14 protein-coding genes and 1 tRNA gene are annotated in these 14,960 nt (G+C 38.6%); 8 read left to right on the top strand and 7 right to left on the bottom strand.

Annotated features, from left to right (window positions below; genetic code table 11):
* Window positions 1–191: 191 nt before the first annotated feature.
* Entirely contained in the window at window positions 192–1,184 is a 993-nt protein-coding gene (bioB, locus tag FTU02_RS00690) for a biotin synthase BioB (RefSeq protein WP_180027230.1), read from the top strand.
* A gap of 127 nt (window positions 1,185–1,311) precedes the next feature.
* Here bioB and FTU02_RS00685 read toward each other — a convergent pair whose 3' ends face one another.
* Both FTU02_RS00685 and FTU02_RS00680 read right to left on the bottom strand, forming a co-directional pair.
* Window positions 1,312–1,536 carry a hypothetical protein gene (locus FTU02_RS00685; protein ID WP_180007368.1) on the bottom strand — a complete coding sequence of 75 codons (225 nt, stop codon included), beginning with the start codon at window positions 1,534–1,536 and terminating at the stop codon, window positions 1,312–1,314.
* A gap of 535 nt (window positions 1,537–2,071) precedes the next feature.
* Window positions 2,072–4,276, bottom strand: coding sequence for an OsmC domain/YcaO domain-containing protein (locus FTU02_RS00680; protein ID WP_180155279.1), 2,205 nt, complete (start codon window positions 4,274–4,276; stop codon window positions 2,072–2,074).
* Between the two features lie 368 nt (window positions 4,277–4,644).
* Between FTU02_RS00680 and FTU02_RS00675 the strand changes: the two genes are divergently transcribed.
* From FTU02_RS00675 to FTU02_RS00665, 3 genes are all read left to right on the top strand, one after another.
* Window positions 4,645–4,721, top strand: a tRNA-Ile gene (locus FTU02_RS00675).
* Window positions 4,722–5,485: 764 nt separating this feature from the next.
* A complete protein-coding gene (locus FTU02_RS00670; RefSeq protein ID WP_180119718.1) occupies window positions 5,486–6,055 on the top strand; it encodes a 1-acyl-sn-glycerol-3-phosphate acyltransferase in 570 nt (189 codons plus the stop codon).
* Between the two features lie 300 nt (window positions 6,056–6,355).
* Window positions 6,356–7,108 carry a YebC/PmpR family DNA-binding transcriptional regulator gene (locus tag FTU02_RS00665; protein ID WP_078194353.1) on the top strand — a complete coding sequence of 251 codons (753 nt, stop codon included), beginning with the start codon at window positions 6,356–6,358 and terminating at the stop codon, window positions 7,106–7,108.
* Between the two features lie 89 nt (window positions 7,109–7,197).
* On the opposite strand, the gene FTU02_RS00660 is transcribed toward FTU02_RS00665, so the two are convergent.
* Window positions 7,198–7,668: an Lrp/AsnC family transcriptional regulator gene (locus FTU02_RS00660; protein ID WP_067763303.1), complete on the bottom strand. Its 471-nt coding sequence runs from the start codon at window positions 7,666–7,668 to the stop codon at window positions 7,198–7,200.
* A gap of 484 nt (window positions 7,669–8,152) precedes the next feature.
* Between FTU02_RS00660 and FTU02_RS00655 the strand changes: the two genes are divergently transcribed.
* The gene (locus FTU02_RS00655) at window positions 8,153–9,481 is read left to right on the top strand and encodes a hypothetical protein (protein WP_180085724.1); all 1,329 of its coding nucleotides are present in this window, start codon (window positions 8,153–8,155) and stop codon (window positions 9,479–9,481) included.
* A gap of 83 nt (window positions 9,482–9,564) precedes the next feature.
* On the opposite strand, the gene FTU02_RS00650 is transcribed toward FTU02_RS00655, so the two are convergent.
* Window positions 9,565–10,329, bottom strand: a complete 765-nt coding sequence (locus FTU02_RS00650) for a glutathione S-transferase family protein (protein ID WP_180012150.1) — start codon at window positions 10,327–10,329, stop codon at window positions 9,565–9,567.
* A 269-nt stretch (window positions 10,330–10,598) separates the two neighbouring features.
* Here FTU02_RS00650 and ychF point away from each other — a divergent pair, with 269 nt between their 5' ends.
* Together ychF and FTU02_RS00640 are read left to right on the top strand one after the other, a co-directional pair.
* On the top strand, window positions 10,599–11,690 hold the full coding sequence (gene ychF / locus FTU02_RS00645; RefSeq protein ID WP_078189045.1) for a redox-regulated ATPase YchF: 1,092 nt from the start codon (window positions 10,599–10,601) through the stop codon (window positions 11,688–11,690).
* Window positions 11,691–11,964: 274 nt separating this feature from the next.
* Window positions 11,965–12,357, top strand: a complete 393-nt coding sequence (locus FTU02_RS00640) for a hypothetical protein (protein ID WP_180155102.1) — start codon at window positions 11,965–11,967, stop codon at window positions 12,355–12,357.
* A 65-nt stretch (window positions 12,358–12,422) separates the two neighbouring features.
* On the opposite strand, the gene FTU02_RS00635 is transcribed toward FTU02_RS00640, so the two are convergent.
* Window positions 12,423–12,962, bottom strand: a complete 540-nt coding sequence (locus FTU02_RS00635) for a DUF962 domain-containing protein (RefSeq protein ID WP_180034646.1) — start codon at window positions 12,960–12,962, stop codon at window positions 12,423–12,425.
* Between the two features lie 100 nt (window positions 12,963–13,062).
* Here FTU02_RS00635 and FTU02_RS00630 point away from each other — a divergent pair, with 100 nt between their 5' ends.
* Window positions 13,063–13,770, top strand: a complete 708-nt coding sequence (locus tag FTU02_RS00630) for a Crp/Fnr family transcriptional regulator (protein ID WP_180155277.1) — start codon at window positions 13,063–13,065, stop codon at window positions 13,768–13,770.
* Window positions 13,771–13,866: 96 nt separating this feature from the next.
* Here FTU02_RS00630 and FTU02_RS00625 read toward each other — a convergent pair whose 3' ends face one another.
* Both FTU02_RS00625 and FTU02_RS00620 read right to left on the bottom strand, forming a co-directional pair.
* The gene (locus FTU02_RS00625; RefSeq protein ID WP_227591814.1) at window positions 13,867–14,025 is read right to left on the bottom strand and encodes a hypothetical protein; all 159 of its coding nucleotides are present in this window, start codon (window positions 14,023–14,025) and stop codon (window positions 13,867–13,869) included.
* A gap of 432 nt (window positions 14,026–14,457) precedes the next feature.
* Window positions 14,458–14,937: a hypothetical protein gene (locus FTU02_RS00620; RefSeq protein WP_180155275.1), complete on the bottom strand. Its 480-nt coding sequence runs from the start codon at window positions 14,935–14,937 to the stop codon at window positions 14,458–14,460.
* Window positions 14,938–14,960: the final 23 nt, after the last annotated feature.

Below are 14,960 nucleotides of genomic sequence, written 5' to 3'. Positions count from 1 at the left end.
TAGCTCAAAATAAACATTGCAGCGATTGTGCTGTCATTTAGCCTAACTTTGCAAGCATCTTAAAAATCAAAAGTTCTTTGAAAAAGTCATTTCAATGTATTTTAGCTAAATTTCAATGTTACAAAATAGTCTTGGAAGTCTGCAAATTTTACGTATGATGATCTGCATTAGGCAGAAAATATGGATCATTTATGAGCTACCGAAATGACTGGACACATCCAGAAATACAAGAGTTGTATCAACAACCATTGATGGATTTATTATTCCAAGCACAGACCATTCACCGTGAATATTTCCAAGCCAATCATATTCAAGTCAGCACCTTACTTTCGATTAAAACCGGTAAGTGCCCTGAAGACTGTAAATATTGCTCACAGTCCGCACATTATGACTCTGGATTAGAGGCTGAAAAACGTCTGGCTGTGGAAAAAGTCATCAATGAAGCGAAAGCTGCGCTTGCCTCAGGTTCTTCGCGTTTTTGTATGGGCGCTGCATGGCGCAATCCACATGAACGGGACATGCCCTATGTGTTAGAAATGGTGCGTGAAGTCAAAGCGCTTGGACTTGAAACCTGTATGACCCTTGGCATGCTGAATCAATCTCAAGCAGAGCGCCTACACGAGGCAGGCTTAGATTATTACAACCATAACCTCGATACTTCTCGTGAGTATTATCCCAATGTCATTAGCACGCGTAGCTATGATGACCGTTTAACGACGCTAGACTATGTCCGCCAATCTGGAATGAAAATCTGTAGCGGCGGAATTGTGGGCTTAGGTGAAAGCCGTGATGACCGTATCGCCTTTTTGATGGAGTTGGCAACGCTGCCGATTCATCCTGAATCCGTGCCGATTAATCTCCTTGTCCCTATTCAAGGTACCCCACTTGCAGAGGTTGAGAAACTTGATGTGATCGAATGGATTCGCACCATTGCAGTCGCACGGATCATTATGCCGAAAAGCTATATTCGACTCTCTGCAGGTCGTGAATCCCTGAGTGATTCAGAACAAGCTTTGGCATTTATGGCAGGTGCAAATTCACTTTTTTCTGGTGAAAAACTACTGACCACGCCAAATGCAGGCGAAGGCAAAGATCAGCTTTTATTTAGCAAACTCGGTTTAATCGCGGAACAGCCCAAACCAACTGCTGCACAGCTTTCAACTGATGCCATGCAAATGGCTTAAAACCCAAGCCCCGAACATCGGGGCTTAGTTTTATTGAATGATCAGTGGTAGGTTTCAATGTGCAATGCAAGAGATGGTGCGAACAAATGAAATGGCTAAATCACCATGAGTAGGGAAAATATATCGTTTACTTAACAAAGTTATGTGCTGTTATTAAAATTCCATAGCCTGCATTTAAATAATCCCCTTCACGAATAATGTCTTGACCATTAGCATGTTGAACCACCAATTGCTGCTGAATCACATCATAATGAAAAGATTCAAAGCAATCCTGATGTTGTAATAACCATGCAATGGTATCTGCCATATTGGCATCGACGGTATAACGCTCGGCTTGAAAATCTTTACTCATATCTGCATGAAAACTGTGAATGTGATTCTATTTTAATGATTTGAATATCGACCGGCATTAAAAAAGTGAGCTTTCGCTCACTTTTTTTCGGCTTAGACTCTGCATTACTTTGTCACACCGCACTTACGACATTCCTTGTGCGAACCGATTTCTTCCATTTGCTCGTATTCGTAAATATGCATGCAAAATAGTTTTCTGAATAATTGAAGCATGTTGTTAAAACTCCCGTTTATTTATTAATGTGCTTCTGAATATTTCGTCCTGAAATATTATGATCATGCCTAAACACGCCATAGCTAATTTATTATCATATTTTTCCAATGAGTCAAATATCTTTACTTTAAAATGACACAATTTCGGATAATCGGTTATTTTTAAGCCTTCCTTATATTCACCTGAGTTATAAGGATTTTTATTAATATCAACATCACAGATATAGATTAATTTTCAGCAAATATTACACAAAAAAACTCCCCCTTAGGAGAGTTTTTTCAAATAGATGATCACATGAGTAACGTTATTCACAAGCCCAGATTTAAACGTTCTGACTGGCAAACTTCGCACGTGCAGCATGCAATTTTTTATAGCTATCAATCAGACGTAAATGACGATCTAAACCTTCAAGTTGCATATTGGTTTCAGTTAAACCGTAGAAGCGAAGACTGCCATCCATTGAACCAATCACTGCATCCATACGTTCGTCACCAAACATACGACGGAAATTATGTTCATAGTCATTGAGATCTAAGTCATCGTCCAATTCAACTTCTAAAACCACATTCATGCATTGATAGAACAAACCACGTTCAACTGTATTGGTGTTGTATTGAAGGAAGGTTTCGACCAACTCTTTTGCTTCTTCAAACTCTTGTAGCGCAATATAGATCAGTAGTTTGAGCTCAAGAACCGTTAATTGACCCCATACGGTATTGTCATCAAACTCAATCCCGATGAGCGTCACAATATCCGTGTAGTCATCCACTTCAAGCTCTTCTAAGCGCTCAACCAGTGACACTAACTCATCTTCATCTAGGCGATGAATGTTTAAAATATCTTCACGGAAGTCCAAAGCTTTGTTGGTGTTATCCCAAACCAAGTCTTCAACCAAATACACTTCAGAATAACCCGGAACCAAAATACGGCATGCCGTAGCACCTAGATGCTGGTAGACCGCCATATACACTTCTTTGCCCATGTCTTCTAGAATCGCAAACATCGCTGCAGCTTCTTCCGCATTGGCATTTTCACCTTCAGATGTGAAATCCCACTCTACAAAATCATAGTCTGATTGTGCGCTAAAGAATTTCCAAGATACCAAACCACTTGAGTCAATAAAGTGTTCTACAAAGTTATTTGGCTCAGTGACTGCATTCGAGCTAAACGTTGGTTTTGGTAGATCGTTTAGACCTTCAAAGCTTCGACCTTGTAGAAGCTCGGTTAAGCTACGCTCTAAAGCTACTTCGAGTTTAGGGTGCGCACCAAAAGATGCAAAAACCCCACCTGTACGTGGGTTCATTAAGGTTACGCACATCACTGGGTACTGACCACCAAGTGAAGCATCTTTTACCAATACAGGAAAACCTTGTTCTTCTAAGCCTTTAATACCTGCAACAATACTTGGATATTTGGCTAAAACCTCTTCTGGTACATCTGGTAGAGCCAATTCACCTTCTAAAATCTCACGTTTTACTGCGCGTTCAAAGATTTCAGATAAGCATTGAACCTGCGCTTCTGCCAAGGTATTCCCTGCACTCATCCCGTTTGACAAGTATAAATTTTCAATCAAGTTTGATGGGAAATACACTGTTTCACCATCTGACTGACGGACAAATGGAAGAGAGCAAATACCGCGTGCTATATTTCCTGAATTGGTGTCATATAGATGTGTACCTAATAACTCACCTTCTGGGTTATAAATTTCACGTGTGTAGTCATCCAAAATTTCGACAGGTAACTCGCCTTCTGGGCCAGGTTGGAACCATTTTTCATCTGGGTAATGCACAAAGTCAGCATTGGCAATCTCTTCACCCCAGAACTGGTCGTTATAGAAGAAGTTGCAATTGAGACGTTCAATAAATTCACCCAAAGCCGAAGCTAATGCGCTTTCTTTGGTTGAGCCTTTACCATTGGTAAAACACATTGGCGATTGTGCATCACGAATATGTAGAGACCAAACATTCGGCACGATGTTACGCCATGATGCAATTTCAATCTTCATGCCTAAACCAGCCAAAATACCTGACATATTGGCAATGGTTTCTTCTAATGGCAGATCTTTACCCGGAATAAACGTGGTACTGTCTGACGCTAAATTTGGCATAAGTAAAGCTTGTGCATCTGCATCAATGCTTTCTACTTCTTCAATGACAAATTCAGGACCAGTCTGAATCACTTTTTTAACCGTACAGCGGTCAATTGAACGCAAAATACCTTGACGGTCCTTTTCAGAAATATCCGCAGGCAGTTCAACTTGAATTTTGAAAATTTGCTTATAGCGGTTTTCAGGATCAACAATATTATTTTGTGATAAGCGAATATTGTCTGTCGGAATGTCTCGCGCTGCACAATACACTTTTACAAAATACGCTGCACATAATGCAGATGACGCCAGAAAGTAGTCGAATGGTCCGGGAGCAGAGCCATCGCCTTTATAGCGAATAGGTTGGTCGGCAATTACCGTGAAGTCATCAAATTTGGCTTCTTGTCGAAGGTTATCGAGATAATTAACCTTAATTTCCATGTGGGCACCTAAATATTCTTATGTGTCAGTGCAACACATAAAAATGAAAACATAAGCCGAATAACTGTAGGACATTGACTTAAAAATGTGAGGCCAGTACCAATCTAAGCGCTGTTGGGCACGGTACTGACAAGAATGGGCATTATTATAAGGTTATTTTGACTGTTTGATAACTTTTGTCGTGATTTACATCACGATAGGATTCGACACTTTGTGCATTTTGGTCGAATCCAAGCTCAACTGCTGCAACTACAGCCAATTTGTTGTGTTAGTGTGCAGCCGTGAAGAAAAAGGCTTGTCTTTTAAAAAAATCTTCGCTAGTATGCTTTGCGTCTGAACTTGTTGATAAATAACACATTCAGAATATAGGGCCTATAGCTCAGTTGGTTAGAGCAGCGGACTCATAATCCGTTGGTCCACAGTTCAAGTCTGTGTGGGCCCACCATATAAAACAACCCCTTACGTGCATTAATCGTGAGGGGTTTTTTAATGTTAAAAACTAAATAAAGTCAGTCTAAGCCTTTAAAAGATATGGCAGATAACATATAGATACGTACAAAATTTCAAGCCAACTTGAGTAAGCCACGATTGGTTAATACGAGAAGTGGGTTTCAAAGAAATACATTCAAGAAAAATTTAAAAGCTTAAGTTCTAAATACCCATAAATTAAGTCACGATTTGTTATACTTAAAAGATATTATTTTATTCATTATAAGCAAATGTTTTTTGATTCATGATTTTTAGAGATACTACATATTTCGCATTTTAAAAGCGCAAATATTAAGACTCAACCTGTTCAGGCTTTCTTAAGTCCAAATAAAACTCAACAATTGACCAAATAACAATCAAAGCAAACATAGCAACAGCGAATAACACAGCAGTTAAATAAATCATGCTTGAGTTCTCCGTTAGAAATCGAGTTAAGACCAACAGGCTAAAATTTTTAACCTACGACAAAAGTCTAATAAGAATTTCTGACGGTGCCTAGGCATATTTAGCAAATTTTTAAGAGTATTTTTATCTATGATGATAGCTTTGCTATATAAAATTTAACCGATTTATTGCTAAAAAGTATCAGTCTTCAATCATCCCTTCTTATTCCGATTTGAAATATATGCACAATTCAGATCAAAGCTCACTTAAATCCTCTTGACTCATGATCCAAACAAGCAGAAATTACACCTTTTTTAAATCACCGTATCACCGACTATGTTGAAAAAGTTTATTGGCGAATCTGCATTTAAATTGGCGGGCTGGAAATACCACGTAGAACCTGATGTTTTAGAAAATAAACAAGTGATCGTCGGCTTTGAACACACCTCAATGATGGATGCTGTTCTTTCATTGGCCCTTTGCCAAATTTACGACATTAAAATTCACACGCTGATTAAAAAAGAACTCTTTAAAGGTCCATTTAAACCTGTTCTTGAAGCGATTGGCGGTATTCCTGTAGACCGTAAAGCCAATAAAGACATCGTGACTCAAATGGTTAAGCATTTTGAAGCTAGCGAAAAATTTAATTTAGTCATTGCTCCAGAAGCGACCCGTGCAGTACGTGGTGAAGCACGAAAACCAATTCGTACAGGCTTTTGGTATATTGCTAAAGCAGCAGGTGTGCCGATTGTATTAATGTATGCCAACTCAAAAACCAAACAAGGTGGTATTTTCGGTAAGATTTACCCGACTGAGCTCGATCACGATTTAGCCTTAATCAAGCAGCTCTATAAAGATAAAGTAGGTTTAGATATTGTGATCCCAGAACCTAAAAATAAAGACTAAGCGCCATTCATGTTTTAACGAAATACGTATTTAAAGATATAAATGTCACGTGCTCCATGCATTGTGTATTTATATCTTCCTTTTATAAAAAGATCGAACTTACTCTTTCAGCCCGATTCTCATCATAAGAAAAATTACAGTACGAGTGTTTTGACATTTCTCATTATTTTCTCAAATTTGGATATTTTTTTTTCAACTACTCAATTCATGAAATCCAGTACTTTCACACAAAAAAGCCATTATGGTAGAATTTGCTCAATTTGATAGGCATAAGGCCAATCTACAAGGAGCATATTTCGCATGGCGGGTCATTCCAAGTGGGCTAATACTAAGCATCGTAAAGCAAAACAAGATGCAAGCCGCGCTAAAGTATTCACAAAATTTATCCGTGAAATCGTGACAGCTGCACGCTTAGGCGGCGGTGATGTAGCGTCTAACCCACGTTTACGTGCTGTTGTTGAAAAAGCATTAGTTGCAAACATGACACGTGACACCATCAACCGTGCGATCCAACGTGGTGTGGGTGGTGAAGAAAATACCGATCTAAAAGAAGTAACCTACGAAGGATATGGCGTTGGTGGTGTTGCGGTCATCATTGAAACAATGACGGATAACTTGAACCGTACTGTTCCTGACGTTCGTCATTGCTTCTCGAAAACTGATGGTAATTTAGGTACTGCAGGTTCAGTGGCTTATATGTTTACTAAACGTGGTGAGATTACTTTTGAAGATGTTTCTTTAGAAGATCAAATCATGGACATCGCTTTAGAAGCTGGTGCTGAAGATATTGAAGTAGATGAAGATGAAATTCTAGTTATCACCACACCTGAAACTTTCGGTGAGGTTCAGGATGCACTTGCAGCAGCAGGTTTAAAATCTGATAACGCCGAAGTGGTCATGAACCCTTCAACTAAAGCGTTGATTTCAGATATCGAACAAGCGAAAAAAATCATCAAAATGATTGATATGTTTGAAGATCTAGACGACGTTCAAAACGTGTATACCAACGTTGAATTCACCGATGAAGTAATGGCTGAGTTAGAAGCTCTATAATTCAATCGACTGAAGTATAAAACGCACCCTTCGGTGCGTTTTTTATTGCCTAGCTTTCAACTGTTTGAGTTTATATATGAGGGCTGCATTTAAACCTTATTTAATAAGCCATTACAGTTAAAAACATTATATTGTTTAATTACAAAGCTCGAATGTAATGCGACCACATGTTCAATTTTACCAATGCGTTTGAGTAAAATTTCACTATAGTTTTCCATATCTCGTGCAACGACTTCCACAATAAAATCGGCAGACTGCCCTGTCACTAAAAATGCATTGATGACTTCCGGAATACTTTCTAATTCTTCTAAAAATTTAGCAAAGGTGTCTGTATCATGTTTGCTTAAGGACACCTGCAGCAGCACATGCAAACTAAATCCCAATTTTTGATAATTAATTTCACGTTTTAGACCACTGATAATATTGTGATCAATCAATTGTTTGATCCGACGATGAACTGAACTGACCGATAAATTCACCCGCTCTGACAGTTCATTTAAATTGACATCTTCATGGGTCAAAATTTCTAAAATTTGTTTATCAAAACGGTCTAGTTCCATCAGTCTACTCCAGCCATTTTTGAAAACAGTGCTGATGATCCCGATTCATCAAACACCTGTTGTCATTTTCAATGTTATTTTAAGTTTTAAAATCAGCATTTATGTGCAAGTTTTCTCATGTATAGCATGATTTATTAAAAATAATAAAGCTCATATGCATTATGAACATAATAATTTGCATAAATATCGTGTTTAAATGAATGTTTTTTCATCAAAGTTTAGTTTTTATATTCTAAATAACGTCTTTAGACAACCTACCAATAAAGCTTCTCGATGCATTCCATTGATCTGAATAAATCAATTTCAGATAAAAGGAAAATAAATTTTATTTTATATTTTTCAACTTTTTATTTTTACTATATTTTTCAATGTGCGCTCTATTTCACATTTTGCTTTTTTTCACTTATTTACTAGATTTGGTAATTACATTAAAAAATAGCGGCGGTTCATAAATATACAAAAAAACAAAAACGGAAGAATAAACATGGCAATTAAATCACTGAGTTCACTCAGCTCAAAATTAAGTTCTGTACTAAGTCCTTCCCTACAGCTCAGTACAATTAGCAGCACGGTCAGTAACCTACTTAGCCCGCTTAAACCTACAACCAATATCACGGATACGCTGACAGGATTATTGGGTAATTTAGGTGGCACAAAGTCTTTTGATTTTAGCGCACTGACTAAATCGCTTCCGCAAGTGATTAGCACGATTCAAAGTCTTACATCCAATAATGGTTCAAATTCGGATGCACTCAAGACATTGATGACAACTCTGCAACCACTCCTACAAAACTTAGGTAGCAACGCTGGCTCAACAGAGATGAATCAGTTGGTTCAATCTTTACCTACCATTGTCAACAGCTTGCAAAGTTTACTGAGTAGCACCAATAATCAAGGTAATCTTCCTGACAATATTAGCAATGCTGTAAATGCCATCAAACCATTGCTTGCTATGCTTGGAAGCGCAACAGGGTCAACGGATGCAACACAAATTATCAATACACTCAGCCAAGTTTTAGAATATACGCAACCTATTATTCAGATGATTGGGAGCTCGTCTTCTGGAAACATCGACTTTGGGCAAATTGCACAAGGTGCAACGACTGCCCTCCTACCTTTATTAGCTTCAATCAATAAAGACAACTCAACTATTGATATGGAACAGTTGAGTCATGCTTTACCGACAGTGATTGGAAGTGTGACCAATCTAGTGACCGCCATTTCATCAGCCAACCAAGGGAATGTCCCTGAGACCATTTCAGGGGTGATCAAAGGACTTAATCCGCTGTTAGATTTACTGGCAAAAAGCGATGTCATCGATACGGATCAGGCTCAAACCGTCAAAGCGATTTATGATGTATTAAATAGCTTGAGCACCATTTTGGATGTGGTCAACAATCCATCCTTACTGACGCTTTCAACTGATTTAAATCAAGTGATTAATTCGTTGAAACCAGTCATTGCTCTGATGGACAGTAATGGTGAAGCGACTCAGTTCCTCGATCAACTGACCATTCCAGATCTTGGCGATTTACTTGGCAATCTTGCTCCTGAAAAAATTGATCTTGGTTCTATCACGGATCAGTTCAATCAATTGACTGAAAACCTCACGGGCCAATTACCGAATATTAATGACCTATTGGAAAATTTAGGTTCTGCTCAAGGTGATTTTGATATCTCCACCATCATCCCAAGTATTAAGGATGCGCTAGGCAATATCTTCTACCCTGTTATGCCTCTGAATACTTTACAAGCCGATAGTATCAGTCCAGTGCTGAATAATTTGGATATTCAACAACAAAGCTATATTTAAGGATTGAAAGTCTTATAAAAAAAAGCGCGCTGTTAGGCGCGCTTTTTTAAAGCAGTATGACGCAAAGTTTTCATATAAAGAGCTTATACACCACGCCAATCTACCCGTGCATTCCGTTCTGTTTGGTATATACGTTGCACATATTGACCTAAAGGCAAATCGCTCAAATAGGCTTTGTAAGCTTTAAACTCTTCTGATAAGGTTTCGCCATGCTCTTTTTCCCACGGCGTTCCGACAATCTCCAATATCGGCGCCAACATTGAACACACTGCAATATCAGCCAAACCTAATCGGTCGCCTACAAAATAACGCCCACCTTGTTCGATCAGACGTTGATTTAAATCAACCACAATTTCGTCCAATCGCTCACGTGAAGCCGCAACCTTATCCGTATCTAATTGATAACCTTTAGAAACCAGTGCCTTTATAATGGGCTTGGAATATTTTTCAAACTGACGTAAATAGCCCTTTTCACCAATTAAAATATCAAGTGATTCTTCACTTTCATTTAATACATGTGCCAACCCCCAACGGCGCACATGTTGGCCTAACTCAATGGAGAGTTCATTAATTTCTAAAGCGTCTTCACGCAGTTTGACATCTGGACGGATCAGACTATGTTCGGGGTAGGTCGCATCCAAGTAAAAGGCGATTTGAGTTGAATCTGCAACCCAATGATCTTGATCACGTAAAATCGGTAATTTGTTTTGCCCTGTTTTAAGCTGTGCAAATGCACGATGTACACCCGGCATTAAATTATGAGCCACATAATCCAACTCTTTATGATCGAGTAACCAGCGCGCCTTTTCACAAAAATGTGAGAGTGGAAACTGGTAGAGAGTTCGCATAAATGCTCCAAGTTTTTGTTGTAACTGTAGTTTATAAAACCCAGTAATTTTATAGGGATACTTTAGTCACTGTGTTATTGAAACACAATGTCATTTTTGCACCTATTCTGCATCTGTAGTGCAACTCAAGCATTATTCAGACGTGAATTCATCTCGATCTCAGCGCGATTCAATAAGATATACATTCTCCTTCCCATATCACCTGACTTTATTATGGCTTTCATGTAAAATCATCCACAATTTTTTTATAATACTTTGTGAGTTATTTCATGGGTTTTAACTGTGGTATTGTCGGCCTGCCGAACGTTGGTAAATCAACGCTTTTCAACGCATTAACCAAAGCTGCGATTGCTGCTGAAAACTTCCCATTCTGTACAATTGAGCCAAATACTGGGATCGTACCTGTACCTGACCCACGTATGGATAAACTTGCTGAAATTGTAAACCCACAACGTGTTGTCCCAACCACGATGGAATTTGTAGATATCGCAGGTCTCGTTGCTGGTGCATCTAAAGGTGAAGGCCTTGGTAACCAATTCTTAGCTAACATTCGTGAAACTGATGCTATTGCGCACGTTGTTCGTTGTTTTGAAGACGAAAATGTCATTCACGTAAATGGCAAAATTGACCCACTTGACGATATCGCAACGATCAACACTGAACTTGCACTTGCTGACTTAGAAGCTGTTTCTAAAGCAATTACACGTCTAGCAAAATCTGCAAAAGGTGGCGATAAAGAAGCGATTGCGACCAAAGCGGTTTTAGACAAAATCTTACCTTTACTGGATGAAGGTAAACCTGCGCGTGCTGCAGACCTTGATGAAGATGAACGTAAATTGGTACGTGGTTACGGTTTCTTAACCCTTAAACCAACCATGTATATTGCCAACGTTGCAGAAGATGGTTTCGAAAATAACCCTCACTTAGAAGCAGTACAAAAATTAGCTGCTGAAGAAAATGCAATTGTGGTTCCACTTTGCAACCAAATCGAAGCAGAAATTTCATTACTTGAAGATGAAGATCGTGCTGAATTCCTTGAAGCTTTAGGCATGGAAGAACCTGGTCTAAACGTAGTTATTCGTGCAGGTTATGGCTTACTCGGCCTTCAAACTTACTTCACAGCGGGTGTACAAGAAGTTCGTGCTTGGACAGTAAAAATTGGTGCAACTGCACCTCAAGCTGCTGGTGTCATTCATACTGACTTCGAAAAAGGCTTTATTCGTGCTGAATGCGTTGCTTATAACGACTTCGTTCAATACAACGGTGAAGCTGGCGCTAAAGAAGCGGGTAAATGGCGTTTAGAAGGTAAAACATACATCGTTCAAGATGGCGATGTTTTACACTTCCGTTTTAACGTATAAGATAGCACCTATAAGAAGCCAGCAATTTGCTGGCTTTTTTAATTTTAGGCAAAAGCTCAAGCCAAAAAAATAAGCATATTTAAAAACTTAAAACCTGCTTAAAAACAAAATTATATCGACACGAATACATGATTTGGTTGCTGAGTCACCACAGTGCAACGACTTAAATCTCTACCGTTCTGCTATAAATTTACCCATAGGCACTAATGCCTATTTTCATAGAACAATAGCAATGAAAAAAATCAGCACAATTCTAACAGCAGGTATCTTTACAATGCTTAGTGCAACTGCGTTTGCATGTCCACAAGGCACCACACTTACAGGTGGTACAGGTGCAAACCATAAAGGTGGTACTTGTGTTTCCATTGCAAAAGATGCAAAACATCAGGAACATACCGCTACACATGCAGCACAAGTTGCGCAGCATGATGCAAAAGTCGCTCGACACGATGCAAAACAAGCCAGCCAATTGGCTCAGAGTAAAGTGAAACATAATCAAAAATTAGCAAAACATGATGCAGCTCAAGCACAGCATCTTGCAACACAAGCAAAATCAGAAGCTAAAACTTCAGCCCATGCTGCCAAAGCTGCAAATACTGACGCAAAAGCAAAAATCGCTGCACAAAAGGTCGCTGCGGAACAACATAAAGCAGCTGTTAAATCCTAAACAGTTGAGAATTAACACATCGTAAAAAAAAAGCTGGAATTATTCGGCTTTTTTATTTAAATCATTTATGGGTGAGCAGTATGTAATGCTTTTGCATCCATCTCTGCGCGCTGTCTTCTTGCTTCTGTCAGCATGCGTTGTTCAAGCTCTTTACGAAAGCCGAGTAGAAACACAAACTCAGCTAGAACAAATAAAGGCCCTATTGCCAAGCCAATGACATCATCCATAAACGCAGGCTTTTTCTTTTCATAATAATGACCGATAAACTGGATGATCCAACCCACTACAAAGATCCCCACACTCCAGATCAGCCAAGACATAAGGCTCATTTTTGCGATCATTAAGGCTAAGGGATATGTGATTGCAAACACCAAAAGCATGATCAAACCGAAAATTTTATCTAAACTCAGGTAATAGATGACACTGGCAATAATCAACAACAATGCAAGGGTCAGTTCAAAACCTGAAATCATCAGCCCTGCTCGTGCGGTTAAACACATAATCGAAAACACAATAAGCGGAATACCCACAAAATGCGTTAGCACATTTTTTCGATCTAAATGATATGCTGCATATTGGCTTAGCAGTCTTTCAAGCTTGCTCATCAACTTACTCCTTGTTCATTCACTCATTTCACTATATAAAAAATGCATCAATAAAGTTGTCAGCTAATAGACAAGTTGGACCATAAAATAAGGATATGCTGTGCTGGACGCTCAATATGTGCATCAACTCAATAAAAATGTGTGGTATTCAGGCTTAAATGTTTCCTTCCAAGACTTTATCTGCGGCCATGCCCTGACCTTAACTTTCGAAAAAGACGCACGTGTTTTTTTATCAGGACAGCGTTTTAATGGTATGTATGCGGTCTTAGAAGGTGCAGTTCGCTTAGGCTATATCGATATTCATGGCAAAGAAGCGATTGCCGCCATTGCTGAGCCGATTATGTGGTTTGGCGAAATATCCTTGGTTGACCAATTACCACGTTCTCACGATGCCATCTGTACCAAAAAATCCACCTTATTACACTTACCGGCTCAAGCAATTCAGCAATTATTACAACAACACCCTGAGTTTTGGTTTCATATTGCCCAGCTCACCAGTCAAAAGCTTCGCTATGCCTTTATGGAACTCATAGCGTTACAAACGCAGAGTTTAAGTCAACGTCTCGCACAGCGCCTGCTGTTTATCTTAAATGGATATGGAAATCATTTGGAAATTGAGCAACACACCATATACATCTCGCAGGAACAACTCGCGCAACTGATGAATTGCTCAAGACAATCAGTCAATCAGGAGCTTCAGCAGTTGGAAAAAATGCAGGTGCTTCGTGTTGCGTTTAAACAAATTGAAATTTTAGATCTAGCGCAGTTACATCAGATTGCTCATGCACTTCCTGTGCATGATGTCTGACATTTGTGATTTAAATAAGTGCATTTAATTGCACCAGAATGATTCTTTATAGTTATTTTGCTTTTATTTGTGGCACTTCGCTTTATCGAGTTTTGATCAAGACAATAATTGGCAAACATTTACACTGTCAAAACCATTTGTACATGCTGCAACTTCTTGAGTTGATGCTTCTGATTTATCTTCAGTCGCTGCTTGTACATTGACCGCTGTAGTCAAAACAGCCAAAACCGATAACTTCATTAATGTTTTTTTCATCTTAATCACCTATTCAACGTCTTTAATTTAACTTACATACTTCATCTTTTACGTAGTAATTTTTACATACTTTATCAAATAATGATAATTTTAATTTTTTATCACATTATCCATACTTTATATTATTAATATATTAAAGATATTAATTAAAAAGAAGGTCAGACGACTGGCGTTCTAAAATGGGGGATTTTTATCAATAAATTTTTCTCAAAAGATATTTTTACTATTCATTATCAATGCTTTATCTATTTAACTTCAGAAAAAAACCATGCAATTTGGAATTTAGCTCAATACTACGGCAGCGCACTGATTTAATTTTTATATGAAATAGCGATGATTTTAGGAGGATTTTCCAATCCTCTATTATAGATTTATTCTTGTTTTTTGATATTTTCCCAAAAAAAGCAGTGAAACTTCACTGCTTTGATCAAGTTAAACGCCTACTTTTTTCGGATCGGTATTTCCGAGTTCAGGGTTTTCAATCGCACCTTTGCATTGATTTTTATCACGCTCATAATCTGCTTGCTTCTGTGCAACAGTCGAACTCTGATCAATACTTTCACGTGCCCAAATTTCCAGACTTGTCAAAGCTTTACGACACAGTGCATATTTACCTTCAGTCACAGAATCGGTCATTTTGACATTGATACGCCATTCGGTACTCAATTTACGTGCTGGAACACGGACTTTCTCTTCCATCTGATCAACTTGCTTTGCATAAACAATCGGATCGGCTTCATTGATAAACTCCCAAGCTTTGGCAGCATACTCCGTTGCATCATTGGTTAATTTGGGTGCTGCTTTAATTTCGACTTGAGCTTGTTCAGCTCCATCATTACCACAGGCCTGCAACAACACCGTGCTGCTCAATAATGAAACAATCAGTATCCCACGCATCTTCAACCTCTGCATATCCGGCTCATTTCAGCAAACAT

The sequence above is a fragment of the Acinetobacter sp. YH12045 genome (assembly GCF_013419925.1).
GTDB classification, from domain to species: Bacteria; Pseudomonadota; Gammaproteobacteria; order Pseudomonadales; family Moraxellaceae; genus Acinetobacter; species Acinetobacter amyesii.
Note: the sequence above shows the minus strand (reverse complement) of the source record. Positions and strands in the feature narration are given on the sequence as shown.

Coding starts and splice junctions, on each gene's coding strand:
- ychF (WP_078189045.1), top strand. CDS start 10,599: ATGGGTTTTAACTGTGGTATTGTCGGCCTGCCGAACGTTGGTAAATCA.
- FTU02_RS00685 (WP_180007368.1), bottom strand. CDS start 1,536: ATGAGTAAAGATTTTCAAGCCGAGCGTTATACCGTCGATGCCAATATG.
- FTU02_RS00660 (WP_067763303.1), bottom strand. CDS start 7,668: ATGGAACTAGACCGTTTTGATAAACAAATTTTAGAAATTTTGACCCAT.
- FTU02_RS00620 (WP_180155275.1), bottom strand. CDS start 14,937: ATGCAGAGGTTGAAGATGCGTGGGATACTGATTGTTTCATTATTGAGC.
- FTU02_RS00665 (WP_078194353.1), top strand. CDS start 6,356: ATGGCGGGTCATTCCAAGTGGGCTAATACTAAGCATCGTAAAGCAAAA.
- FTU02_RS00655 (WP_180085724.1), top strand. CDS start 8,153: ATGGCAATTAAATCACTGAGTTCACTCAGCTCAAAATTAAGTTCTGTA.
- FTU02_RS00640 (WP_180155102.1), top strand. CDS start 11,965: ATGCTTAGTGCAACTGCGTTTGCATGTCCACAAGGCACCACACTTACA.
- bioB (WP_180027230.1), top strand. CDS start 192: ATGAGCTACCGAAATGACTGGACACATCCAGAAATACAAGAGTTGTAT.
- FTU02_RS00670 (WP_180119718.1), top strand. CDS start 5,486: ATGTTGAAAAAGTTTATTGGCGAATCTGCATTTAAATTGGCGGGCTGG.
- FTU02_RS00650 (WP_180012150.1), bottom strand. CDS start 10,329: ATGCGAACTCTCTACCAGTTTCCACTCTCACATTTTTGTGAAAAGGCG.
- FTU02_RS00635 (WP_180034646.1), bottom strand. CDS start 12,962: ATGAGCAAGCTTGAAAGACTGCTAAGCCAATATGCAGCATATCATTTA.
- FTU02_RS00680 (WP_180155279.1), bottom strand. CDS start 4,276: ATGGAAATTAAGGTTAATTATCTCGATAACCTTCGACAAGAAGCCAAA.
- FTU02_RS00625 (WP_227591814.1), bottom strand. CDS start 14,025: ATGAAAAAAACATTAATGAAGTTATCGGTTTTGGCTGTTTTGACTACA.